The 23,558-nt window shown below is 60.1% G+C and carries 21 protein-coding genes and 4 pseudogenes; 16 read left to right on the top strand and 9 right to left on the bottom strand.

Annotation, left to right across the window (positions count from 1 at the left end; all coding sequences use genetic code 11):
* The first annotated feature begins 17 nt into the window (after positions 1–17).
* From KX928_RS11490 to KX928_RS11480, 3 genes are read left to right on the top strand one after another with little or no spacing between them, the layout of a single operon-like run.
* On the top strand, positions 18–962 hold the full coding sequence (locus tag KX928_RS11490; protein ID WP_219502226.1) for a 3-hydroxyacyl-CoA dehydrogenase NAD-binding domain-containing protein: 945 nt from the start codon (positions 18–20) through the stop codon (positions 960–962).
* Positions 959–2,626, top strand: a complete 1,668-nt coding sequence (locus KX928_RS11485) for an FAD-dependent oxidoreductase (protein WP_219502224.1) — start codon at positions 959–961, stop codon at positions 2,624–2,626. Before KX928_RS11490 ends, KX928_RS11485 begins: the two co-directional genes overlap by 4 nt.
* Positions 2,613–3,737, top strand: coding sequence for an NAD(P)/FAD-dependent oxidoreductase (locus KX928_RS11480; protein WP_219502222.1), 1,125 nt, complete (start codon positions 2,613–2,615; stop codon positions 3,735–3,737). The genes KX928_RS11485 and KX928_RS11480 overlap by 14 nt, the downstream gene beginning before the upstream one ends.
* A 3-nt stretch (positions 3,738–3,740) precedes the next feature.
* On the opposite strand, the gene KX928_RS11475 is transcribed toward KX928_RS11480, so the two are convergent.
* Positions 3,741–4,589, bottom strand: coding sequence for an IclR family transcriptional regulator domain-containing protein (locus tag KX928_RS11475; RefSeq protein WP_219502220.1), 849 nt, complete (start codon positions 4,587–4,589; stop codon positions 3,741–3,743).
* A gap of 217 nt (positions 4,590–4,806) precedes the next feature.
* Between KX928_RS11475 and KX928_RS11470 the strand changes: the two genes are divergently transcribed.
* From KX928_RS11470 to KX928_RS11425, 10 genes are all read left to right on the top strand, one after another.
* Positions 4,807–6,141, top strand: coding sequence for an ABC transporter substrate-binding protein (locus KX928_RS11470; protein ID WP_219502219.1), 1,335 nt, complete (start codon positions 4,807–4,809; stop codon positions 6,139–6,141).
* 56 nt (positions 6,142–6,197) lie between these two features.
* A complete protein-coding gene (locus tag KX928_RS11465; protein ID WP_219502217.1) occupies positions 6,198–7,094 on the top strand; it encodes a carbohydrate ABC transporter permease in 897 nt (298 codons plus the stop codon).
* Positions 7,094–7,915, top strand: coding sequence for a carbohydrate ABC transporter permease (locus tag KX928_RS11460; RefSeq protein ID WP_219502215.1), 822 nt, complete (start codon positions 7,094–7,096; stop codon positions 7,913–7,915). Before KX928_RS11465 ends, KX928_RS11460 begins: the two co-directional genes overlap by 1 nt.
* A gap of 3 nt (positions 7,916–7,918) precedes the next feature.
* A complete protein-coding gene (locus tag KX928_RS11455) occupies positions 7,919–9,052 on the top strand; it encodes an ABC transporter ATP-binding protein (RefSeq protein WP_219502213.1) in 1,134 nt (377 codons plus the stop codon).
* Positions 9,049–10,002 (top strand): dihydrodipicolinate synthase family protein, encoded by a 954-nt coding sequence (locus KX928_RS11450; RefSeq protein WP_219502211.1) that lies wholly within the window; start codon positions 9,049–9,051, stop codon positions 10,000–10,002. The genes KX928_RS11455 and KX928_RS11450 overlap by 4 nt, the downstream gene beginning before the upstream one ends.
* Positions 9,993–10,775, top strand: a complete 783-nt coding sequence (locus tag KX928_RS11445) for an SDR family oxidoreductase (protein WP_219502209.1) — start codon at positions 9,993–9,995, stop codon at positions 10,773–10,775. The genes KX928_RS11450 and KX928_RS11445 overlap by 10 nt, the downstream gene beginning before the upstream one ends.
* Complete coding sequence (locus KX928_RS11440; protein WP_219502207.1) at positions 10,775–11,476, top strand: SDR family NAD(P)-dependent oxidoreductase; 702 nt, start codon at positions 10,775–10,777, stop codon at positions 11,474–11,476. The genes KX928_RS11445 and KX928_RS11440 overlap by 1 nt, the downstream gene beginning before the upstream one ends.
* The gene (locus KX928_RS11435; protein WP_219502198.1) at positions 11,473–12,855 is read left to right on the top strand and encodes an aminotransferase class III-fold pyridoxal phosphate-dependent enzyme; all 1,383 of its coding nucleotides are present in this window, start codon (positions 11,473–11,475) and stop codon (positions 12,853–12,855) included. The genes KX928_RS11440 and KX928_RS11435 overlap by 4 nt, the downstream gene beginning before the upstream one ends.
* Before the next feature lie 47 nt (positions 12,856–12,902).
* Positions 12,903–13,745, top strand: a complete 843-nt coding sequence (locus KX928_RS11430) for a polysaccharide deacetylase family protein (RefSeq protein WP_308342299.1) — start codon at positions 12,903–12,905, stop codon at positions 13,743–13,745.
* 132 nt (positions 13,746–13,877) lie between these two features.
* Entirely contained in the window at positions 13,878–14,183 is a 306-nt protein-coding gene (locus KX928_RS11425) for a hypothetical protein (protein ID WP_219502188.1), read from the top strand.
* A 121-nt stretch (positions 14,184–14,304) separates the two neighbouring features.
* Here KX928_RS11425 and KX928_RS11420 read toward each other — a convergent pair whose 3' ends face one another.
* Genes KX928_RS11420 through KX928_RS11400 form a run of 5 tightly spaced genes read right to left on the bottom strand, consistent with a single transcriptional unit; the run spans position 14,305 to position 18,743 of the window.
* The gene (locus KX928_RS11420) at positions 14,305–15,033 is read right to left on the bottom strand and encodes an MBL fold metallo-hydrolase (RefSeq protein ID WP_219502187.1); all 729 of its coding nucleotides are present in this window, start codon (positions 15,031–15,033) and stop codon (positions 14,305–14,307) included.
* On the bottom strand, positions 15,030–16,073 hold the full coding sequence (locus KX928_RS24325; protein WP_219502186.1) for an ABC transporter ATP-binding protein: 1,044 nt from the start codon (positions 16,071–16,073) through the stop codon (positions 15,030–15,032). Before KX928_RS24325 ends, KX928_RS11420 begins: the two co-directional genes overlap by 4 nt.
* Positions 16,070–16,840: an ABC transporter permease gene (locus KX928_RS11410; RefSeq protein ID WP_219502185.1), complete on the bottom strand. Its 771-nt coding sequence runs from the start codon at positions 16,838–16,840 to the stop codon at positions 16,070–16,072. The genes KX928_RS24325 and KX928_RS11410 overlap by 4 nt, the downstream gene beginning before the upstream one ends.
* A 2-nt stretch (positions 16,841–16,842) precedes the next feature.
* A complete protein-coding gene (locus KX928_RS11405) occupies positions 16,843–17,643 on the bottom strand; it encodes an ABC transporter permease (RefSeq protein WP_257883728.1) in 801 nt (266 codons plus the stop codon).
* Between the two features lie 47 nt (positions 17,644–17,690).
* Positions 17,691–18,743, bottom strand: coding sequence for an extracellular solute-binding protein (locus KX928_RS11400; protein ID WP_219502182.1), 1,053 nt, complete (start codon positions 18,741–18,743; stop codon positions 17,691–17,693).
* 126 nt (positions 18,744–18,869) lie between these two features.
* On the opposite strand from KX928_RS11400, the gene KX928_RS11395 reads away from it, so the two are divergent.
* Positions 18,870–19,490: a TetR/AcrR family transcriptional regulator gene (locus tag KX928_RS11395; protein ID WP_219502180.1), complete on the top strand. Its 621-nt coding sequence runs from the start codon at positions 18,870–18,872 to the stop codon at positions 19,488–19,490.
* Here KX928_RS11395 and KX928_RS11390 read toward each other — a convergent pair.
* Complete coding sequence (locus KX928_RS11390; RefSeq protein WP_219502178.1) at positions 19,483–20,907, bottom strand: aldehyde dehydrogenase family protein; 1,425 nt, start codon at positions 20,905–20,907, stop codon at positions 19,483–19,485. The two genes, KX928_RS11395 and KX928_RS11390, sit on opposite strands and share 8 nt — an antisense overlap.
* Positions 20,908–21,711: 804 nt before the next feature.
* Positions 21,712–22,016 (bottom strand): annotated as a pseudogene (locus KX928_RS11385) (integrase core domain-containing protein); the annotation flags it as partial.
* An 81-nt stretch (positions 22,017–22,097) separates the two neighbouring features.
* Between KX928_RS11385 and KX928_RS24320 the strand changes: the two are divergent.
* Positions 22,098–22,368: pseudogene (locus KX928_RS24320) on the top strand (transposase); the annotation flags it as partial.
* Positions 22,369–22,380: 12 nt separating this feature from the next.
* Here KX928_RS24320 and KX928_RS11380 read toward each other — a convergent pair.
* A pseudogene (locus KX928_RS11380) lies at positions 22,381–22,815 on the bottom strand (LysR family substrate-binding domain-containing protein); the annotation flags it as partial.
* A 454-nt stretch (positions 22,816–23,269) separates the two neighbouring features.
* Between KX928_RS11380 and KX928_RS11375 the strand changes: the two are divergent.
* Positions 23,270–23,558: pseudogene (locus tag KX928_RS11375) on the top strand (endonuclease/exonuclease/phosphatase family protein); the annotation flags it as partial.

Raw genomic sequence — 23,558 nt, 5'->3', positions numbered from 1 at the left:
CAAGAGAAAGGTTCAGTTTGACCAGCGAGACATATAACCGGGTCGTCATCTTGGGCGCGGGCTTTATCGGCGTCTCCTTCGCCGCCGTTCTGGCCGATAACGGCTGGCAGGTGACGCTGGTGGAGCCCGATCTGCCGCGCCGGGATGCAGCAGCAGACGGCCTCAGAAAACAACAGGATGGGATCGCTCTGGCGGACCTCGATAAAGGGCGCGGCGGGGCCATCGACATTGTCAGGTCTGATGAAGGGGCGCTGGAGCAAGCCACGCTTGTGATCGAATGCGGGCCTGAAAGCCTCGACATCAAACAAGAGATTTTTGCCCGCCTGTTGACGGAGACGCCCCCGACCACACTGCTTGTCACGGCCTCTTCCGCGATCCCGATGTCGCAGATCGTGCCCGACCCCGATCAGCAAAGCCGGTGCATGGTCGCCCATCCGGTCAATCCGCCCGCAGTGTTGCGCCTGATCGAGCTCAGCCCGGCGCCGGGAACCTCCCCCGAAGCCATCCAGCGCGCCGCAACTCACTTTGCCGATGCCGGTTTCGAGCCGGTTGTCCTTGCCCGCGAGATCGAAGGCTTCGTGCTGAACCGCTTGCAAGGCGCTGTCCTGCGCGAAGCCTACCGTCTGGTTGATGACGGCATTGCGGAGCCGGATGACATCGACAGGGTCATGCGGCTCGGCCTAGGCCCCAGATGGGCCTTGTCCGGGCCTTTTGAAACGGCAGAACTCAACACACCGGGCGGTATTGCGGCACATGCCGCGCGGCTTGGCCCGGCCTATGAACGAATGGGCGAGCAACGTGGCGAAACGGTGAACTGGTCAGAACCACTCGTCGCGCGGGTCGCAGCCGCCCGTGACGCAGCGCGCGCAGGTCAGTCCATCCCGGAGCGCGCCGCGTGGCGATCCAGGGCAGTTGCCAGGCTGGTTGGACTTCGCGATCGGTTGCTGCGAGGAGATCTATGAGCCGGGACAGCTTTCACTTTGACGGCAACCCCATTGAATTTCGCGATGGCCAATCCGTTGCAGCGGCTTTGACTGACGCGGGACAGCTTGCGCTGCGCCGCACCGCAAAGGGCGACCCCCGGGGCATGTTCTGCGGCATGGGTGTCTGTCAGGAGTGCCTCGTCACAATTGACGGCGTCCCGAACCGACGCGCGTGCATGACAGCTGCGGCGAAGGGTCTGAAGATAGTTCCGCAAATCGCATTCCCGGTTCTGGAGGACATGCCAGCTGCGCAAAAACCCGATCCCGCGCGCATTCTGGAACCCGATGTCGCGATCATCGGCGGTGGCGCGGGTGGCCTGTCGGCAGCCATCGCGGCACGCCAAGCAGGCGCCAGCGTCATCGTTCTGGACGAACGCAAGGTCGCAGGCGGGCAGTATTACAAGCAATCCGCCAGCCACCCTCCGCTCGATGCCCAACAGCGTGAAGGCGCTGCACTTCTGAAGCGCGCGCAAGAGAGCGGCGCGGATGTTTTGGGTTCTGTCGAGATTTGGGGGGCCTTCGACGGCCCGCTTTTTCTGGCTGACAGCGAAGGTGCGGCGCTGATCGTCCGGCCAAAGACCGCGATCATTGCGACAGGCGCATACGAGCGGCCCTGCATGGTGCCGGGGTGGACACTGCCGGGGGTGATGACGACCGGCGCAGCACAGACCCTGTGGCGCAGCTACCTTACGCTGCCGGGCAAACGCATTGCCATATGCGGGTCGGGCCCGCTGAATGCGCAGGTCGCGCTGGAGCTGGCAGAGGGTGGCGCGGATGTGGCCATGGTCGCCGAAGCCGCGCGCGCACCCTGGCGGGTTCCGTGGCACGCGTTTGCGGCGCTCATGGCTGACCCCGGCCTTGTCATCAAGGGCTTGGGCATGATGCGGGATCTGCATCGGCGCGGCATTTCGCTGCGCCACCAAACCACGCTGAGCCGTGTTGACGCAGACGGCGAAAGCCTGCGCGCCACGTTCAAGACTGCTTCGGATGAGGAAATCGCCGAAACCGTCGACGCCCTCTGCATAAACTCCGGGTTTGAACCACAGAACGAAATCCTGCGGCTCCTCGGGGCAAAGATGACCTATGATCCGGCATTCGGGCACCTGAGGTGCGACCGGGATACTAAGATGGAAACCAGCGTGCGGAATATCTTTGCCGTCGGCGATTGCGCGGGCCTTGGGGGGGCGCCTGCGGCGCGGGTGGAAGGTTTGATCGCGGGACGCGTTGCAGCCGCCCGCGCAGGCTTTGGTGATGCCCATGATTTGTTCTCTCACCAGCGCCGCCTCGCCCGGCACCGCCGTTTTCAGGCCAGCCTCTGGAAGATGCATGACATCAGCCCCAGGACCCCGGACAAGGCGGCGCGGGACACCATCGTCTGCCGCTGCGAAGAGATTACACTGGGCGATATCCTGGATGGGCTTGAGACCAGCCCGGGCCATGTCGGCACCCTCAAACGCGCGACACGTGTTGGCATGGGGCGGTGTCAGGGGCGTTATTGCGGGCCGGTCGCGACCCGTCTGGTGGCGCAAACCACGGGCAAACCGGTGGACGATTTCAGCAATTTCGCACCGCGTGTCCCGATCAAGCCGGTGTCCATCGCGTCCATCCTTGCTGCGCAGGAGGCGCTGGATGACCCCGACTGACATCCTTGTCATCGGGGGCGGCATTGTCGGCCAGGTGACCGCCATCGAACTGGCGCAGGCCGGTGCGCGTATTACGGTTGTCGATGCGGGCATCAATGCAGGCTCGACCGCAAATGCCGGCAGCCTGCATGTGCAGATGCAAAGCCGTTTCATGCGGCTTTATCCCGATCAGGTTCCGAACATCGAAGCCTCGTTGCCGCTTTACTGTCAGGCCGTCGAAGAATGGAGGCGACTTGATGCGGCATACGGCCCCTTCGAACTGGTTCGCAAAGGGGGTCTGATGCTGGCCGAGGACGCAACCCAACTTGCATTTCTGGAGAAAAAGGCCGCCCGCGAAGCCAAAAAGGGCGTGTCGGTCGAAATCCTCGACAGGCCTGCATTGGAACGCATTGTGCCCTGGCTGGGGCCGCAGATCATTGGCGCGGAGCTGTGCCGGAATGAAGGCAAGGTCAACCCTTTGGCGGCCAACACGCGCCTGCGCGCCGTCGCAGATGCGCTTGGCGTGCGCTTTGAACAAGACCACATCCGCACCCTGTCCGCCGGCAACCGCATCGTCGCAATCGGTGATCGCGACACCTACCCGGCCGACCGTGTCGTCGTCGCGGCCGCATGGGGGGCGGGCGCGCTTGTGCAGGGTCTCGGCGTGGCAATTCCCTCCGTCGCGGAACCTTTGCACATGAATATCACCGAGGCCTCTTCGGCACGGATCGAACACCTTGTCCAGCATGCCGAACGTTCCATCACGCTCAAGCAATTCAAGACCGGCCAGATCGTGATTGGCGGCGGGTGGTCGGCCCAACACCGCGGCGCGCTCCGCGTCCCTGCAGTCGCACCGTCATCCCTTTTGGGAAACGTCTCGCTTGCCGCAAAGCTGGTGCCAGCCATCGGTCATATGCGCATCATCCGGACATGGGCAGGCATGAACACAACAATCGACGGCGCGTCGGTGATCGGCCCTTTACCCGCGAACGACCGGGTGGTCATGGCCGTTCCGGGGGACGCGGGCTATACGCTGGGACCGCTCGTCGCCAAACTGGCAGCGTCATGTCTTCTGGGCCAGCCGGATCATGGTGTCATCGACCGCTACACCCCTGCCAGGTTCGCCGTCTGACGCCTAACCGATCAAAGCCTTCGAGATATTGGAGACGGTCGTCTGGAGCTTTGGCAGGACCTCTGCGACCATTTCCCGGGGTGTCATGCGCAGCGTTGGCACGCCCACATTGATCGCACCGACAAGCGAGCCCGATTTTGTCCTGACGGGCGCAGAGATGGACATCAGCCCAATCTCGAGTTCCTGATCCACCATCGACCACCCCTGATCACGCACCTGTTCCAGCACCTTCTTGAAGGCCGCCCGGTCGACCACTGTTTTCTCTGTCAGTTTCGTCAGTTCGATGTCGCGCAGCATCGCGGGCCACTTTTCCTTGGGCTGCGCCGCAAGAAGGACGCGTCCGTTCGCGGTACAATGCGCCGGAAAGCGAGAGCCAACAGAAATCCCGACGCTGATCACGCGGTGGTATTGCGCACCCGACACATAAACCACGTCAAAATTGTCCAGAACGGCGGCGGAGACGCTTTCGCGCACGTCTTCAGACAGGTGATCGATGAACGGTTTTGCCACCTCCCAAACGCCTTTCGACGACAGGACGGAATGACCCAGTTCCAGCACCAGGGGCGTCAGGTCAAAGAGTTTGCCGTCAGCAACCGCATAGCCCTCATGCACAAGCGTCAGCAAAATACGGCGCGCGCCCGCGCGGGTGTGGCCGGTCTCTGCGGCAACCTGGCTCAGGGTCATCTTGCGCCCGGTGCGGTTGAAAGCGCGCAACACCTCAAGCCCCCTTCCGAGCGAGCTGACATAGTCGCGCGGGTTCATTCCGCTTGCATCAGAGTCATCACTGCGGTCAGGCTCGGCGGTCATAAGGCCCGCTGGCGCAATCGGTTTTTCCGGCGTGCTTTTGGTCAAAAATCTGATCCTGCGTTAATGTTGGTTCCATCGACACCCGCCTGGGCGCACACTCAAATACCGCACCCGACAGCGGACGCGAATGCTATTACGCACATACAACCACTATTGCAAAAGCCCGGTGCGTAAAAAAGCTTCTTGCGCGACTCAACACTTCGAGTGTTATATTGAACAAACGTGCGCTATGCGAACATTAACGCTCAGGGGAGAAGCAGAAATGAAAAATCCGTCAATGATCAGCAAGGGGATTTCGCGTCGGGGCGCGCTGCAAGGGCTAGTTGCCACAACAGCCGTGGCGGCGATGCCGATGCGCGCATCCGCCCAAGACGTAACCTTGCGCTGGTGGTCGCCTCAGGGCGCGCCGGCCCAGGTCGATGCATATATGGCGCAGATCGCCGCGTTTGAGGCGGCAAATCCGGGCATCAAAGTCGTCTTCGAAACAACATCCGACGAAGGCTATGCACCACAGCTTGCGGCCGCGTTCTCCTCCGGTGAGGTGCCCGATATCGTCACCCACCTGCCGTCCTTCGCGATCCAGTCCTACTATGCCAACGGCCTCGTTGAACCCTTTAACGACGTGATCGAGGCGATAGGGGCGGATGATTACTATCCCGGTGCGAATGACGTTTTCAAGGCGGCAGATGGCAATTATGTCGGCACTGGCATCGGCAACTCTGCCGCCAATATGCTCTGGCTGCGCAAGGATCTGATGGCAGAGGCCGGCATATCGGACGCTCCCAGAACCTGGGACGCATTGCGCAGCGCCTGTCAGGCCATGCAAAAGAATGGCATCTATGGCGCGCCCCTGCCCTATGGGCGAAACTCGATGACGACGCTTATCTTTGTCGGCGTGATCCATCAGGCCGGCGGTCAGGTTTTTGATACTGATCTGAATGTCGCACTGGACAATCAGGCGACCCGCGACGCGCTAGAGTTCTATGCCTCCATGCGTGAACTGTGCCCGCCCGGGGCCACAAATTACAGCTGGGGCGAGGCCATCACGGCCTTCGTGTCGGGCGCTACGGCAACCGGCATCTACACCGGGCGCGTGCTCGGCAATGTCAATGCGCAAAATCCACCCATAGCCGACAGTGTCACCTGCGTGACCTACCCGACGAAGTCAGCGGAGATTCCGGCCTGGACGTTCAATGACTTCCCAAGCGTCTTCATTCCGAAGCAGTCGAATAACATCGGCGCGGCCAAGGCATTCGCGGCATCGCTGTTCAACCCCGATGGCTATATCCAGCAGTTGCACGCGGCGCCGGGTCACGTGCTGCCGGTGCTCAAATCGATCAACAACAACCCCGCATATCAGTCCAACGACATCATCCAGAAATATCCGGCAGAGGTCGAACTAATGTCGCAGGCGGCCGCGGGCGGGTTCAATCTGGGATATGAAAGTGCAAACCATCCGTCCAATGACAAGGCGGGCGAGGTTGTTGGCTCCGGTGTGATCGCAGATATGGTTCAGCGCGTGGTGCTAAATGGCGAAAATGCCGATCAGGTGATCGGCGAAACCACTGCGGCCATCGACAGCATCATGAACGGTTAATGCTGGCAGCGGTTGGGCCGCCCGCCGCGAGGCGGCCCGACCCGCAGCGATACGCAATGGCAAAACAACAACAGACTGTTCTGGAGCGCCAGTATTCAAGGCTCGGCCTCCTTCTGATCGCGCCCACCGTTTTGGTGTTTTGCGCGGTCATCGCCTATCCGTTGGTGTCCGCCATCTACCTGTCATTATTCAAGATTTTCACGCCAACGCTGGAGGGCACGTGGGTCGGGCTGGACAACTATCGCACCCTGCTGGTCAAGGGTGAGTTCTGGACGTCGCTGAGGGCAAATCTGATCTGGACAGTTGGCACGCTGACGCTTCAGATCATATTCGGCGTCGGGATGGCGCTGGTGTTGCACCAGAACATCTGGTTCCGCAGTCTCGCGCGCTCCCTGATCCTGTTTCCCTACTTCATCTCCACGGTCGTTGCGGTGCTGGTCTGGAAATGGCTGTTCAATGATCTCTACGGCATTCTGAACCATCTGATGATCAGCGCGGGGCTTATCGACTGGCCAATCGACTACCTTGGCACAATGCCCAACGCGATGATCTCGGTCATCCTCGTCGGCGCCTGGAAGTATTTCCCATTTGTCGTCATCGCGGTACTGGCCCGTCTGCAGTCCATTCCGGATCAGCTGTACGAGGCGGCGCGAATCGACGGCGCCGGGCCAATTGCGCGGTTCTTTGACGTGACTCTGCCGCAGCTGCGCGAAGTTCTTGTGGTCATCATCATGTTGCGGGCCATCTGGGACTTCAAGGAGTTCGATCTGATCTTCCTGCTGACCGGCGGCGGGCCCGTGACATCAACGCAGACACTGCCGCTTGTCGTCTACAAAGAAGCCTTTGCCCTCAATCAGATGGGAATGGCGGCGGCCTATGCGGTTATCATGATGCTCATCATGCTGGTGTTCATGATCCTCTACATGCGCCGCACCCAGAGAGAGGATACGTGATGCTGCGCAAGATCGCCTTCAACCTCTTTGCATGGTCCATTGTCCTGATGGTTGCCTTTCCGTTGTTCTGGATGCTGGTCACCTCGGTCAAACCACAGTTTGAGCTGTTCCGGCGCCCCCCGACGATCCTTCCCGAAACCTGGACGTTCGAGCATTATTGGAAACTGCTGAGCGATACCAATTTCCTGGGTTACTTCTGGAACTCTGTCATCCTGTCCACGACAACGACAATCGTGGTTGTCGCCATTGCGACCGTCGGGGCGTATAGCCTTGTGCGGTTTCGCTATAAGGGTCGCGAGTCTCTGGCGTTCCTCGTTCTGTTCACCTACCTGCTGCCGTCGGTGGTTCTGATCCTGCCGCTTTACCTGATGCTGGTCCAGCTTGGCCTGTCGAACACGATCACCTCGCTGGTCATTGCCTATACGACGTTTGCACTGCCCTATGCGCTGTGGCTTTTGCGATCCTTCATGGCGGGCATCCCCGAAGATCTGGAATCGGCGGCACTGGTCGACGGCGCCTCCCGCCTCGGCGCGTTCTGGGACATCATCCTGCCGCAGCTTCTGCCCGGCATCATTTCCACGGCGCTCTTCACCTTCATCCTGTCGTGGAACGAATATCTCTACGCGCTGGTTCTGGTGAATTCAGACGACGCGCGGCCGCTGACAACCGGGGTGATGAACATGCTGATCTCGTCGTTCAATATCGAGTGGTCGCTGCTGATGGCCGCCTCGGTGATGATGAGCGTGCCCCTGATCATCGTCTTCGCCTTCCTGCAAAGCTATCTGACACGCGGCTTCGGTGCCGGTGGTGTGAAAGGATAATTGATGGCCGATGTGGTCTTGTCCAACGTGCACAAGAAATTCGGAACTTTCACGGCGGTGGAAGATCTGAACCTCGACATCCAACAGGGCGAATTCATCTCGCTGCTCGGCCCCTCAGGTTGCGGCAAGACGACAACGCTGCGGATGCTTGCGGGTCTGGAATTCCCGACATCGGGCGAAATCCGCATTGGCGACCGTGTCGTCAACGATGTGCCACCCGGTGATCGCGACATCGCGATGGTGTTCCAATCCTACGCACTTTATCCGCATATGTCCGTGGGCCAGAACATTGCCTATCCGCTGAAAAAACGGCGGGTACCGAAAACTGAACGCGCCGGGATGGTCGCGAAAACAGCCGAGATGCTGCAACTGACGCCGCTCCTGCATCGCAAACCCAAGGAACTCTCGGGCGGCCAGCAGCAACGGGTCGCCCTTGGCCGGGCACTGGTGCGTGACCCCAAGGTCTTTTTGCTGGACGAACCGCTGTCAAATCTGGACGCCAAGCTGCGCGGCTACATGCGCGCGGAGCTGATCGAACTACACCAACGGCTCGGGCGCACAATGGTCTACGTGACCCATGATCAGCTCGAAGCGATGACAATGTCAGATCGCATCGCCGTGATGGAGGGCGGGAAGTTGCAGCAATTTGCGCCCCCGCAGGAGGTGTACCGCGCCCCTGCAAACCGGTTTGTTGCAAGTTTCATTGGCACGCCGGGCATGAACATTGTCGACGGCAGTTTGCACGAAGACGCAGGCCGATGGACATTTACCGCCCCGGGATTCTCGGTCGATGCAGGTCAGCTTGGCCCGGACGCGCGCCCCGGACCTGCGGCCATGGGCATTCGCCCCGAAGGCCTGACCATAGGATCAGGGCCCATTCAGGGCATCACGCAACTGGTGGAACAGACAGGCCACGAGAACATCACCGTCGTGCGTCTCGAGGACGGCTTGCGCATGACCGGCCGCACGGCGCCCGACCGGCTATGGCGCACAGGTGAGCCTGTTCAGCTCAGCATCGACGCCCGCCAGGCGCATTTCTTCGCCGAAGGGCCAACCGGCAAGCGGCTGAACCGCGACGTTTGCACGATGGATGCACCCGGATCGAACGGCACATCTTTAAAGGAGGCGACATCGTGAACCGCAACTCTGTCGACTGGTCAGGGCCGATGCCCGCCACCACAACGCCCTTCACATCCGATATGCAGATCGACGAAGGCTCCTTTGTTGCGAACCTGACGCGGCTGTTCGATGCCGGGGCGACGGGCATGGTGGTTGCAGGCTGCACGGGTGAATTCTGGGCACTCTCGATGGCGGAGCGGGCGAGACTGGCAAAACTTGCGGTCGAGGTCTGCAAGGGTCGCGGGCCTGCGATCGTCGGCACCGGCGCCATCGGCGAACAGGAGGTCATTGATCAGATCTGTGCCGCCAAAGAGGCAGGTGCCGATGGTGTGCTCGTGATGCCGCCCTATTTTGCGCGCGTGACCGATGCGGAGATCTTTGCACATTTCGAGGCAATTTCAGAACGCTCGGCCCTGCCGGTCGTCTTGTACAACATTCCCGGAAACGCCGGGAACGCGATCGGCCCTGCCCTTGCCGACCGTCTTGCCGACCTCGACATGGTTGTCGCCATCAAGGAATCGAGCGGCGACTGGACCAACTTTCAGGCCACTCTGAACCGCGTCAAGGACCGTATCCGCGTGTTTTGCGGCCCCTCTTCCGTGTTCGGCGTGCCCGCCACGCTTGCCGGTGCAGACGGGCTGATCGACTGCTTTCCAAACGTCTGGGCGCCGGGCTGCCTTGATCTGTGGAACAAGGTAAAATCCGGCGATATGGATGCGGCCTGGGCGCTGCAAAAAACCGGCATCGCGCTCACCGATCTGTTCACAACGGGGGGGCGCACGCTTTATCCGGCGACCAAGGCCGTGATGAACCATCTGGGCCTGCCGGGGGGTGGCCACATGCGCCCGCCCTATCGCGATCTGGACGGCGCACCTCTGGAAAACCTTATCACCGAAGTGCAGAAACTGACCGCTGCCCCCGCTTTGGCGCAAACAAAACTGAACGAAGGAACGCAAGAATGGACCTAGGACTGAAGGGCAAACGCGCCATTGTGACAGCCGCCAGCCGTGGCCTTGGATACGCAACCGCGCGGTCGCTTGCGGGTGAAGGCGTCGCCGTGACGATGAATGCACGCAGCGAAGAGGCGCTGACCGAGGCCGCCGAAAAAATCCGCGCAGAAACCGGTGTGGAGGTCAAAACCGTTGCGGCGGATTTCACCGACAGCGGGGGACGCGCGGCGATCCTTGAGGCGGCGGGAGAGGTCGATATTCTCGTCTCCAATCCCGGCGTGCGCCAGGTCCCGACGCCCTGGGAAGAGATCACACCCGACGAGTGGCGGTATTGGCTTGAGGCGCATTTTCTGTCCACGGTCGAGATGATACAGGCCGTTGCCCCCGGTATGAAAGCACGCAAATTCGGGCGCATCGTCAATATGTCGGTGAGCTTTATCAAGTTTCCGCAGCTCGGATTTGCCCACAGCCATGCCGCCCGCCTTGCCCTGTCAGGGGCCACTGCGGCAATGACGCGCGACCTCATCGGGCACAATGTCACGATCAACACGGTCTGCCCCGGGCTCTTTGACACCGATGCGCTGCATACCAACCTGCACGGGCACGCCAAACGCGGCAATACCACCTACGAGGCCATTGTGCAGGACCGCAAGGACACCTGCCCGGCGGGTCGATTTGCCGACCCAAAGGAATGCGGCGACCTGATAGCCTTCCTGTGCTCGGCACAGGCAGGCTTCATGTCCGGTCAGAACATCGTCAATGACGGTGGCGTCTACCAGGGTCTGTTCTGATGACCGGGATCGCGATGGTCTCGGGGGCTGGTCGGGGGCTTGGCGCCGCCATCGCCGACAGGCTTTTGACCGACGGCTGGTCCCTGTCACTTGGGCTGCGCGACACCACACAGGCCGCGCGATTTGACGTGGATGCGGATCGCCTGCTGGTCAGCCCTTTCGATGCAACCGACCCCGCCAGTGCCGACGCATGGGTTCAGGCGACGGCCAGCCGTTTCGGCAGGATCGACGCGCTGGTCAACAATGCCGGTATCCTGCGCATGGTCGATTTCGAACAGGGCAGCGAGGACGATCTTGACGCGCTCTGGGCCATCAACGTCAAGGCCCCCTTTCGCCTGATCCGCGCCGCCCTGCCGCATCTGAAGGCCAGCGGTACCGGGCGTGTCGTCAACATTGCCTCTACGGATGCCAAGCGGTTCCGGGCGGGTACATCCATCGGCTATTCCATGACCAAACATGCGCTCCTGGCAATGACCCAGGCCGTGCGCCAGGCGGGATGGGACGACGGCGTGCGCGCGACGGCGCTATGCCCCGGCGCCATCGACACAGACCTGATCGCGGACCTGCCGGGCGTGACCCCCAAGGCGGACCGCCTGACGCCCGAAACCGTCGCCCGCATGGTCGCGTTCATTCTGGCCTTGCCAAATCAGGCAAGCGTGCCGGAATTCATCGCAAACACCCGATTGGAGTCGCTGATATGACCCTTGCTCGCCATATCAACGACGAACTTGCAGCCTGGGATCGCGACAACCTGATGCACCCAACAACGCATGTGGCAAATCACGCCCGTGGCGATACTCCGGGCCGCATCATAATGGGCGGCGAAGGTGTCTATGTGACCGATCGCGATGGCAACCGTATGCTTGATGCCTTCGCAGCGCTCTATTGCGTCAACGCAGGCTACGGGCGCACCGACATTGCCGACGCGATGTCCAAGCAGGCGCATGAACTGGCCTATTTTCATTCCTTTGCCGGGCACGGAAATGAGCCGGCAATCCGGCTGGCAAAGATGATCATGGACCGCGCGCCAGACCACATGGCGCGGGTCTATTTCGGACTGTCAGGCTCGGATGCGAACGAGAGCAACGTCAAATACGCGTGGCATTACCACATTCTGCGCGGCCAGCCGGAAAAGAAGAAGATCATCAGCCGCTGGCGTGGCTATCACGGGTCCGGCCTGGTGTCGGGTTCGCTGACAGGGCTTGCCGGGTATCATGCACGATTTCACCTGCCCTTGCCGGGATTTCTGCACACCGAGACGCCCCATTATCTGCGCCGTCCGGATGCGGACATGTCTGAAGCGGACTATCTGGACCATCTGATTGGCGCGCTCGAAGACATGATCGAGCGCGAAGACCCCGACACGATTGCCGCCTTCATCGGAGAACCGATTATGGGCACCGGGGGCATTCTGCCACCGCCGCCCGGCTATTGGGCCCGGGTTCAGGAGGTTCTGAACCGCCACCATATCCTTCTCATTGCGGACGAAGTGGTAACAGGGTTCGGCCGCATGGGCGAAATGTTCGGATCGACCTATTACGGGATAAAACCAGACTTTATGACCATCGCCAAGGGGCTGACATCGGCTTACGCGCCGCTTTCCGGCTCGATCCTGTCGGACCGCGTGTTCGATGTCCTGAGCCAGGGCACGGACGATCACGGGGTCCTGTGCCACGGCTGGACCTATTCTGCACATCCCGTCTCTGCCGCGGCGGGGGTCGCAACCCTCACGCTGATCGATGATCTTGGTCTGGTGGCACGGGCGGCTAAAAATGGCCCCTACCTCAAGCAACGCCTGCAAGAGGCGGTTGGGGATCACCCCAATGTCGCCGAAGTCAGGGGCGACGGGCTTCTGGCCGCTGTCGAATTGATGGATGACCCGGCCGCGCGCGCATTCTTCCCAACCATGAGTGTCGCGCCCAAAGTGGCCGACGCCATGCTCAGACGTGGCGTGATCGCGCGCGCCATGCCCGAAGGTGACATCATGGGCTTTGCCCCGCCCCTGTCCATCACGCGGGACGAAATCGATATCGTTGCGGCGGCACTGAGGGACGCAGTTCACGAAGTTCTGGGGCCGTGAACCCGGACCGGCCCTGGGAAACGCCTGAGGCGGAATGGCGTGCCGACGTGAACCGTGTGCGTGCCGGCAAGCCGCTGAAACCTGTGCGATGGCCCGGCGGCGCGCGCTGTGCCTTTGCGCTGTCCTTCGACTGCGACCACGAGACCTTCGAGTTGGGAACAGGCCGTGCGGCCATCGGGCGCGTTGCCTGGGGTGAATTTGGTCGGCGGACCGGCGTGCCACGTATTCTCGACACCCTGTCGCGGCATGGCGTTAAAGCCTCTTTCTTTGTGCCCGCCGTTGCGGGGTTGATCGCGCCGGACGCCCTGAAACCGATCACCGATGCGGGCCATGAGATCGGCGTGCATGGCTGGATACATGAGAATACGTCTCTCCTGACGCGCGACGTCGAAAAAGACCTGATGCTACGCGCACGTGACGCGCTCCATGATATGACAGGTCAGCAGCCCGTCGGGCATCGCGCCGCCAACTGGGACCTGAGCGCTCATACCATTGACCTCGTCGCGAGCCTTGGCTTTGCCTATGACAGCTCGATGATGGCGGATGACAGCTGTTATGAACTCATGTCGGATGGCCTGCCCACCGGTCTTGTGGAAATCCCGGTTGATTGGGTACGTGACGACGCGGTCTATCTTCTGTTCAACCGCGCGCCACCAACCCGACCCTGGACGCCACCCGACGCGGTCTTTGACATCTTCCGACGTGAATTTGATGGTGCCCATGCCGAAGCCGGGCTGTGCCAACTGGTCATGCATCCCTTCGTCATCGGCTATCGATCCCGCATCTGGATCCTCGATCAGCTTATCCAGCATGCACGCGACAAGGGCGATGTATGGTTCCCGACCCATGCCGAGTTGGCGGCCTGGGTGACCGATCCCGCCGCTTACTGAGATTGACCAGAGCGCTAGATTGATTCTTGCGTAGCAGCCATCAGAACGGCGCTGAGAAATTCAGGGCACCTGCAAGACGGCACGAAGGCCACGTTCACCACAGGACGGTAACCGTTGTACGAGGCCTCCTGGATGAACGGCAAACCGAAATGCAAGCTCAGGCTTGCCCGCCTGCCGGACATCTCCCCAGACGAGATCATTGAGCTTGTGTCTGACCCTCGTATCGCCTTTCACGTGCCGCCGCTGATAATCATCCGGGACAGCAATACCATCGCCGAAGTCGTTACAGAAGCGGGGCATATTGGCGTCGCGATGGCCTACAGCGTTAGACGATCAGAAACGATGATGTTTGCGGTGGACTCCATAAGAGAAGAAGATGTCTGGGGTGACGGGTTAGTGCTCAAACCAGCTTGTTTCTGTTCTGGCCCGACGCTTTAAAAGAAATCAACTAACTTCGCGAGAACCGATACAGGGTGTCTTTTCGTGTGAGGCCTATGGACATCTGTAAGCGCCCTCTTGTCCGGGCGGGCACTTCTCCGACAAAAGCCATCTTGCGCGCCTACCGCTCCTTTGAGGCCAGCCAGTCGCGAATAATGGTCCTGTGCCGATCGGTGCCGTAGCTGCCGAAATGTCCGCCGTGGACGACGCGCACGGGGAGATCGTATAGCCGCACCATTGAGGCGTGATAGTCATGCGGGTTTGAATGGTAGGTGTCTTCGATCAATGGGCCATCGTAAACGATGTCGCCGGAGAAGAGGATGCCGGTCGCTGCTTCCCAAAGGGCAATGCCTCCCGGGGAATGACCGGGCGTATGGATGACCTCGAAATGACGGTCGCCGAGGTCAATCACATCAGAATCCTCAAGAAGACGTGCGGCTTTTGCGCCTCTCACGGAGTAATCTGCCGAAACATACGGGGCGGGGGGCAACCTGTCGAAAATCTCGTCGGTCACATAAGGATCGGCGAGAGTCGAGGCGCGGGTTGGGTCCGCGAGGATGTCGGCTTCCGCATGATGCACGGCGCGGTCCTCGAATTCGTGGTGGCAGCCGATATGATCGAAATGCGTGTGGCTGGCGACGGCTGTCAGCGCGCGTTCTGTCACAAGGGGGACCCATTCGCGCAAGGACACGACACCCATCCCGCTATCAACCAGCATGTCACGGTCTCTGCCGCGCACGTGCCAGATATTGCAGCGATAGAAGGGCTGGATATGGGGTTCGTCGATCAAGGTGACGTCATCACCCATCCGTTGGATGCGATACCAATCCTCTGGCGCGGCGCGTTTCATGCGGTTTCCTTTGTGAACATCCGGATGTCATCTGGCAGGACGGACAGCTGGATCACCGCCCCTGTTTCGGGAAGGCGCGTCGGCGGGAGATGTGCGACCAACACCATGTCGGGCGCTGCCACAGGGATGACATGAGCGCGGGTGTGCGTGCCGAAGAAGGTCGCATCACGCACTGTTGCCTCGCCCAAAGCGATGCCGCTGCCGTCCTGCCGCAAAGCTTCAGGACGGATGCACAGGGTTGCTTCACCACTCGGCAGGTTGGCAGCTGGAACCGTCGCCAAAAGCGTCTGCGCCCCATCTGAACTGACGCGGGCCGGGATGTGGTTCATCTCTCCCATGAAATCGGCGGCAAAGAGCGAGGCCGGTTCCCGATAAATGCGCAACGGAGGACCGGCATCTTCGATCCGTCCCGTATTCATCACGACAATCCTGTCCGAGATCGCCATGGCTTCCTCTTGATCGTGGGTCACATGCACGAAGGTTGTGCCAACCTGCCGCTGGATGTCTTTGAGCTCGTCCTGCATGGCCCGGCGCAGCTTGAGATCGAGAGCGCCCAGAGGCTCGTCGAGCAACAGCACCTCCGGCTCAACCGCCAATGCGCGGGCCAATGCCACACGCTGCCGCTGACCCCCCGACAGCTCGTGCGGCCGCTTCGCGCTATCGGCTTTGAGCCCGACGAGATCGAGCTTTTCATCCGCTTTACGATGCCGTTCGTTGCGTGCGATACCCGCCATGCGCAGACCGAAGGCAACGTTGTCCCTAAGGCTCATATGCGGGAACAGGGCGTAATCCTGGAACATCGTCGTTGTGGGCCGTTTGGCAGGGGGCACATACGTCATGTCTGCGTCGCCGATGCGTACGGTGCCCTGCGTGGGTTCGATAAAGCCCCCCAGAACGGACAGGAGCGTCGTCTTCCCACATCCCGATGGCCCAAGCAGCGTGACGTATTCCCCGGCTTCAATCTCCAGCGAGATGTCACGCAAGGCGTGAAACGACGCAAACCAATGGTTCAAAGCGTCTAGTCGTACCGAGGCGGTCATGACCTGCGCCTCCGCAACACAGTGAATTCAAGAAGCAGCACCGCCGTCACCGAGATGAGGAACACGACGCTGCCAATGGCGTTGAGCCTGGGCGACAGGCCTGAGCGCAGCATCGACCAGATTTCGACCGGAAGGGTGATGTCGAACCGGGTCAGCAGGAACGCAATGATGAATTCGTCCCAGGACAGGGTTACCGAGAGAAAGAACGCCGCTGCGATGGCCGGGGCCAGCATCGGTGCGGTCACCAGAATCACGACCTTGGCCTCGCTGGCGCCAAGGTCCCGCGCAGCGCGCTCCGCGTTTTCGTGTTGTGCACCCATCGATGCGTAGATGATCGCAAAGGCCAGAGGCAGGTTGATCACCACATGCCCGATCCCGGCTGTCATCAGTGACAGACCAACGCCAATGCGGTTGAGGACAATCAACAGGCCAAGGCCGACGATCAGGTAACTGACGGTCAAGGGCGCGATCAGCATCACCCGCATGACTGCAGAGCCAGGGAGCACGTGTCGCGCCAGCCCATAGGCTGCCAGAAAGCCAAGAAGAACGGCCACTGCGGATGACCCCGTTGCGACAAGCAATGAATGCAACAGCGCGTCGGTGACATCGCCGTCGGACAGCACTTCGGCATACCATTTTAGCGAAGGTCCGTTGAACGGCGGGACCGGAAGCGTGCCATCCTGGAACGAAAACAGCACCAGCGCGCCGACCGGCAGATATATGAACCCGAAGGCCAAAATCAGGTAGAGCCATGCTGCCGTACGCATCGTTACACCCGATCCAGTCGAAGCCAGCGGGCGCTGGCGAGATAGGCCAGCGTGACAATTGCCATCATGACAATCGCCAACGCCGAAGCCAGCGGGAAGTCGGCTCTGCGTCCCAGCTGAACCATAATGACCTGCGGCATCGTCAGTTCGTTATTGCCCCCCAGGACTTGCGGCGTGACGTAATCCCCGATGCAGAGTACGAAGGTCAGGAACGCGCCGGTGGCTATGCCAGGCAAGGTCAGAGGCAAGATGACATGCCGGAACGTCTGGAACGCATTGGCCCCCAGATCCATGGCGGCGCGTCTGTAATTCGGCGACAGCTGCACGAGGTTTGCATAGATCGTCAGGGTCAGGAGCATGACAAAGAAATGCACAAAGCCGGTGACCGTTGCGAAGCGTGTGTTGGCCAGCGTAATCGGTTCGGCGATCAGGCCGATGTTCATCAGGGTCTGGTTCACCAGCCCCTCGCGCGCCAAGACCAGCAGCCACGCGTAGGACCGCACGACATAGGATGTCCAGAAGGGCAGGATTGCCAGAAGAAGCACCAGGCGCTGCCATTGCGGCGGCACCCTGAATGCAATGATCGCTGCCAGCGGGTAGGCCAGGATCACGGACACAACCGTGACCGTCAAAGTGATTTCCAGCGACACCAAAATCGCCCGCCACAAGTACGCGCGGGTGACCACTTCGACGTAATTGTCGAGGTGCAATCCCCAGATAAGGCTGCGCCCCTCCAGCGTGGCAAAACTCATCGCGCCCATCACAAGGAAGGGCACAATGAAAAATGCGAGCGTCCAAATCAAGGCCGGGGCGACAAATCCCCAGCCTCGTCTTCTGCCCGTTGCCGCGCTCACTGGGAAAGCGTGTCGAGCCAGAGATCCTGCATCTCTGCATCAAGGTCCGCATCAGGCGCAGGGTAGAGCTGTGTGCGGGCCAGGTAGTCTGCTTGCTCATCCCAACGCAGCACCGCGCGCTGGTCGTCGGTCAGGATGTCGCCTGCCGCCGAATTCGCGGACATGCCCCAGAAACAGGCCGAGGTTGCGAGGCGTGCCTGACCTTCAGGGCTGACGATGTACTTGACGAACTCCAACGCGAGGTCGGGCTGTTCACTGTCGGCAAGTACGCCAATAGACTGCGTCCAGCGCACGGCCCCCTGATCTGGAATGGTCCATGTCAACTCGGGCTGTTCCTCGGCAAGGACGGCCGTCAGCCATTCGCCGCCACCAACCACGATATCAACCTCTCCTGTCGCGAGGGCTGTCTGCGCAGCCACAACACCAGCGACCGATGCCGCGCTTGCGCGCATCTGAGACAGGATCGGGCCAATGGTATCGAGCGCGTCTGCGTCGATGTCCGCGGTCGCGACACCTTCGGCGATTGCGGCAAGACCCATCACCGGAAGATAGTAATCATAGATCGAAATACGGCCCGCGTATTTGTCGGACCAGACCGTGGACAAGTCCTGCATGTCAGCAGGATCCACCTTTTCAGAGTTGTACGAGATCGTATTGTAGCCGAATTTCTCCGTCACCGCGTAGGTCACGCCATCAAGCGTGTTGTTTTCGGCCATGACAATCTCGGGGAAGAAGTCTGAAATCGGCAGCTCCTCTTCCGGCAGCGGCGCGAGCAAACCAGACTCGACCGCACGAAACACGTCGATGCCATCGATAACCAGAACGTCCCAGTCGCCCGGACGCGATTGCTCCAGCAGCGCCAGGGCCGCACCGGTGCCTTCATATTCGCGGACATTGACGGTGACACCGAATTTTTCTTCGAAGGGTTTGATGAGCGCGTCATCGGTGTGGTCGCACCACACAAGGGCGTTGAGTTCCTGCGCGGTTGCTGCGGTGCCCGCCAGCCACATCGCGGTTCCGCCCAAAAGGGCAACAGTCCGTTTTGTCATCTTCCTTGCTCCCATGTTGTATCATCCCGCCTTTCACCGAGTGCGGCTGACGGAAAAAGTTGAATACATTCTTTTTTTGTAGTCAACTATAAATTTAGATTGGGTTCAACTTTCCGAAAGGCAACCATGGGCACGCTTCGCGAACGACAGAAAGCTGACCGCGAAAAACGCATTCTGTCCGCGGCAGTGCACAAATTCCGGGCAAACGGATACAAGCGCGTCCGCATCGAAGACCTCGCCGAGGCGGCAGAGGTCTCGGTCGGCACAGTGTACAACTACTACGGAACGAAGGGTGACATCCTCATTGCGATTGTCACGATGGAGGTTGAAGAGGTCCTGGCAGAGGGACAAGCCTTGGTCGATAATCCGCCCACCGACCCCGGTGAAGCGCTCCTGGCCTTGACCTTCTGCTACTATGACCACTCCCTGAATTACCTGACAAAAGAGATGTGGCGCCGGGCGATGGCTCTTTCGATTGAGGCACCGGACACCCCGAATGGACGTCGCTATGCGACGCTCGATACGAAACTGGCCAAACAGGTTGGCGACCTCTTGTGCCGCTTCCAGCAGCAGGGAAAGCTGGCACCGGAACTTGATGCGCCGGCCTTGGGGCGCGTTGTTTTCAACAACCTCAATCAGTCATTCATCGATTTCGTGACGGACGACAGCATGACCTTGGACAACTTGCGCGCCAACGTGACCGCCCTGACCACCCCCATCGCTCAACTGCTGCCCAAGCTCACATAGTTATTGCTTTCGTCTCCAGATACTCGTGGAAGCCCATCGGTCCAGCTTCACGCCCATTTCCGGATTCCTTGTAGCCGCCGAACGGAACATCGTAGTCTCCGACATTGCCGTTCACGCTGATGACCCCTGCCCTCAACCTGCGGCTCACGCGATGTATCCGGTCCGGATCCGTCGATTGAATATACGCCGCCAAGCCATATGGCGTATCATTGGCGATCTCGATGGCTTCGCCTTCGGTATCAAAGGGCAAGATGGCCAGCACCGGTCCAAAGACTTCCTGCCGGGCAATGTTCATGTCGTTTGTGACATCGGCAAACAGCGTTGGCCGGATGAAGTAACCTTTGTTGAATCCCGACGGGCGCCCAAGCCCCCCGGCGGCCAATCGCGCACCGTCGTCGATGCCAATCTGAATAAGCCGCTGGATGTGATCGAACTGCTGCTGGTTGACGACCGGGCCAATATGGTCCCCTTCTTTCATCGGGTCGCCGACTTTTGTGTTCTCAACAATCGTCGCAACGCGCTCAACCACCTCGTCGTAGACCGTGCGTTCCACAAGAAGACGGGAGCCGGCGTCGCAGGATTGCCCATTATTGATAAAGCAGGCATCGACCGAGACCTGTGCCGCGGCGTCAAGATCCGCATCCGCGAAAATCAGGTTGGGTGATTTCCCGCCAAGTTCCAGTGTCACTCGTTTTATCGTGTCCGCCGCCGCTTTCGTGACCAGCTTCCCGGCGCGGGTCGATCCTGTGAAGGAGACCATATGAATGCCCGGATGCGCCGAGATCGCTGCGCCAACCCCAGGTCCATCGCCATTGATTATGTTGAAAACGCCGGGCGGGCACCCCGCCTCGTCAATCACTTCGGCGAGCATGATCGCGGAAAGAGGCGAGTACTCGCTTGGTTTTAAAACGATGGTGCAACCGGCTGCCAAAGCGGGCGCAACTTTGATCATGATCTGGTTCACCGGCCAATTCCATGGCGTGATCATCCCGACCACACCAACCGGCTCATCGACGAGCGTCGAGCCGCCCCGCAGCGAGGGCCGCTCGAACCGATGCGCCCTGAGCGCTTCAATGGCGGCCTCCAGATGTCCGGTTCCGACCGGCATCTGCACCTCGCGCGAGAAGGAAAGCGTCGTGCCCATTTCGTGCGACATGATCCTGACAAACTCTTCGGCGCGCTTTTCATAGGCAGCAATGATCCGCTCGAGCAGCGCCACGCGTTCGTCGACAGTGCTGAACTGCCAGGTCTTGAACGCCTCGGTCGCCGCCACTACGGCCTTGTCGACATCCGCGGACGAACCAAGGGCAATCGTGGCGATGGCCTCTTCAGTGCCAGGGTGAATTACGTCAAAGTCGGAATGCTCGACCGGGTCGATCCATACCCCATCAATGTAAAGCTTTTTCAAATTGTTCATTCTGTGCCTCCTGCCAATGTGATCTTCTACCGCGCTCGCCGGAAAAGCGACCCGCTTCCGCGTGACTATCTATGATGAAGCGACAAATGAAAAACACCTGTAATTGGCATCCACAACTCCAGCCGACCAACTTTGCCGCTTCAGGCTCACCCGAACTCGGAGGAATGCAGCACCTGACTGCACGACATACCTACTCGGACGAGGACGGTTCATTCCTGCCCGTCATTGCGGGGTTGCATGGCTGCAGTGCGGTCCGTCAGGCCGGATTTTCGCTGCAGACGCACTTGCCTGTCGCTGTCAACGGTCGTGACGCGCACCTTTGATCAATAGCAGCTTTTCAGGGCTCAGAGCAGGAGCGTTTTGTCTCCATTGGGGTGTTGTTGCAGAATCCCCCCCGCTGAGGCCTGACTGTCCCTTTCCATACGGTATCTGGGCGACGCAGACGATCTCCGCTCTACCGAGTGCCTTGAAACCGTTGATGGGAACAATACGGGTGTAGATTTCGGCGATCTGGCGGTCACCCTCAAAGGTCTTGATAATCACACACGAGACCGAAAGAACTGCAGCATTACTTGTGAAATCGAGTGAATTTTTTCAAAGGTTGGCGGATCGTGACGCCCCGGTTTGATGACTTTTCTGGCGCCCGACCAATGCCCCAGCGGCCTGTCGGCATGACGATGTTTGGTTTGACAAAGCAGCGATCGGCGGGCCGGTCATCTGCAACGGGGAAATCATCCATGCGCAGGATGGTGGAGCACGCCGTACGGGTAACCCCTTGTTTTGGAGGCGCGCCAGTAGGGTCTGAGCCGCCTTCAGTTTCTGTATCGGGATCATCCCGCCGATCCCCATGTTTGGTCTTTGGTTGTTGTATGTCTAACGCCACCGCGCAGTGTGATCTTGTACCTCTTCATGCTGCTGCAATGGTGGCGTCCCAGCCATTCTGTCCGGGCGGTTCGATTGTATCGCTCGACATAAGCGTTCTGTTGCGGCTTGCCTGGCGGGAGGTAGATCAGCCTGATCCCGGCCTTCTCAGCCCAATCCTGTAGGTGGCCACTGACATATTCTCGTCCATTGTCCATACGTATTGCCATCGGCTTCCCCCGCCAGTCTGACGTCAGCGCCTATAGATCCAATTAGGTCGAATTGATAAGAGAGGGTTTGTGGCTCATCGAAACCACCCGGGAGGGGAGATGAGACAGAAACCCGGAACGCGCAAGAGCCACGGTGAGAAGGTCGTCAAAGTCATCCGCCGGGCCACACACAAACAGCATTCAGCCGAAGTGAAGATCAGGATTGTGCTGGGCGGCCTCAAAGGTGAGGACGGCATTGCCGCGCTGTGCCGCCGAGAGGGGATTGCTTAGAGCCCTTATTACAGTTGGTCGAAGGAAGTTCCTCGAAGCTGGGAAGCAGCGTTTGACGGATATACCGCCCCGTGCGGCTGCAACCAGCGGGGTCAAGGATCAATGCCGTTTGAAGGTGCAACACGTTCTGAACAATATCAGGCTCTGCCCCAACCGCGTCGCAGGCGTTCAATATAACTTCGGTCAGGCTCGGCTTGGGGTGTATCGGGAAGAGAATGAGCGGTGCACCGTGCACGCTTGCCAATGCAAGGGTCGTCTCGTGCCTAACCGGGTGGCCCTCAGGCACAGCAACAACCATCTTTTCCGCAACCAGCGGTCTTTGCTCGAACTCGTCCAGAGTCAGTAACGCCGGGCGGACGATGCCCACATCCATTTTCCGCTCCTGAAGCCCGCCGGCGGTGTCGGGCGCAAGCGTTTCAGTCAGGGAAACGTCCACCTTGGGGGACTGTTGGCGGAAGTCCCACAACACCCATGGCAAGACCGGATAAAGAGCGGACCCGACGAAAGCGACGGTCAGAAGACCCGTCTGCCCCCTCCCGATGCGCATGACATCCGCCTTTGCGGCATCACTCAGATCGAGAACGCGTTTTGCATGATCCAGCACGATATCACCTGTACGGGTGAGACGCATCGGCCTGCTGCCTCTTTCGATCAGGATCGTCCCACGATCGTCCTCCATCTGTTTGATCTGCTGGCTCAGCGGGGCTGCGCCATATGCAAACGCTCCGCTGCTCAGGTGGAGTTCAGCTCTACTGCGACAGCGACAAAGTACTCATGGTGCCGAAAGTTCATCACAGGCCTTTTGCTTATTCGTCGCTCTACCCACCACCTTACCCCGTCAGCACCGCCCTGCACCTCTTGTGTGCCTTTACCATTGGCACACAGCTCGAAACGGCCTGCGAGCCTGCAACCGGACCCCGCTCAGAACCCGCATTGCGGACGTTCCGGAATGCTGCAAACCTTGCGGCCGCGAAGTCAACAAGGATCGGCCAGTGAAAATCATGTGCCTGAATGGGTGGGGTGGCAAACTGCATGAACAGCTGGTGCCCTACATCGCACTATCTGTGCCTGACGTCCTCTGCCTGCAAGAAGTCGTTCACAGCCCGGCCTCTGACAAAGACTGGCTGACATACCGCGATGGGGATCACATCCTGCCGCAACGGGCGAATTTCTTTCGGGATGTGTCCCGAGCCTTGCCCGATCACACAGCAACCTTTTGCCCAGCCGCGCAGGGCGTTCTCTGGGACGCAGACCAGCCGATCCCCTCGCAATGGGGGTTGGCCACATTCG

The organism is Roseobacter insulae (genome assembly GCF_019375555.1).
GTDB classification, from domain to species: domain Bacteria; phylum Pseudomonadota; class Alphaproteobacteria; order Rhodobacterales; family Rhodobacteraceae; genus Roseobacter; species Roseobacter insulae.
The sequence above is the reverse complement of the archived record's forward strand: the minus strand, read 5'-3'. Positions and strand labels throughout refer to the sequence as shown.

Bases quoted from the DNA above. Each gene is read 5' to 3' on its own strand.
- KX928_RS11485 (WP_219502224.1), top strand. From the start codon at position 959: ATGAGCCGGGACAGCTTTCACTTTGACGGCAACCCCATTGAATTTCGC.
- KX928_RS11480 (WP_219502222.1), top strand. From the start codon at position 2,613: ATGACCCCGACTGACATCCTTGTCATCGGGGGCGGCATTGTCGGCCAG.
- KX928_RS11470 (WP_219502219.1), top strand. From the start codon at position 4,807: ATGAAAAATCCGTCAATGATCAGCAAGGGGATTTCGCGTCGGGGCGCG.
- KX928_RS11465 (WP_219502217.1), top strand. From the start codon at position 6,198: ATGGCAAAACAACAACAGACTGTTCTGGAGCGCCAGTATTCAAGGCTC.
- KX928_RS11460 (WP_219502215.1), top strand. From the start codon at position 7,094: ATGCTGCGCAAGATCGCCTTCAACCTCTTTGCATGGTCCATTGTCCTG.
- KX928_RS11455 (WP_219502213.1), top strand. From the start codon at position 7,919: ATGGCCGATGTGGTCTTGTCCAACGTGCACAAGAAATTCGGAACTTTC.
- KX928_RS11445 (WP_219502209.1), top strand. From the start codon at position 9,993: ATGGACCTAGGACTGAAGGGCAAACGCGCCATTGTGACAGCCGCCAGC.
- KX928_RS11440 (WP_219502207.1), top strand. From the start codon at position 10,775: ATGACCGGGATCGCGATGGTCTCGGGGGCTGGTCGGGGGCTTGGCGCC.
- KX928_RS11435 (WP_219502198.1), top strand. From the start codon at position 11,473: ATGACCCTTGCTCGCCATATCAACGACGAACTTGCAGCCTGGGATCGC.
- KX928_RS11425 (WP_219502188.1), top strand. From the start codon at position 13,878: ATGAACGGCAAACCGAAATGCAAGCTCAGGCTTGCCCGCCTGCCGGAC.
- KX928_RS11420 (WP_219502187.1), bottom strand. From the start codon at position 15,033: ATGAAACGCGCCGCGCCAGAGGATTGGTATCGCATCCAACGGATGGGT.
- KX928_RS24325 (WP_219502186.1), bottom strand. From the start codon at position 16,073: ATGACCGCCTCGGTACGACTAGACGCTTTGAACCATTGGTTTGCGTCG.
- KX928_RS11410 (WP_219502185.1), bottom strand. From the start codon at position 16,840: ATGCGTACGGCAGCATGGCTCTACCTGATTTTGGCCTTCGGGTTCATA.
- KX928_RS11400 (WP_219502182.1), bottom strand. From the start codon at position 18,743: ATGACAAAACGGACTGTTGCCCTTTTGGGCGGAACCGCGATGTGGCTG.
- KX928_RS11395 (WP_219502180.1), top strand. From the start codon at position 18,870: ATGGGCACGCTTCGCGAACGACAGAAAGCTGACCGCGAAAAACGCATT.
- KX928_RS11390 (WP_219502178.1), bottom strand. From the start codon at position 20,907: ATGAACAATTTGAAAAAGCTTTACATTGATGGGGTATGGATCGACCCG.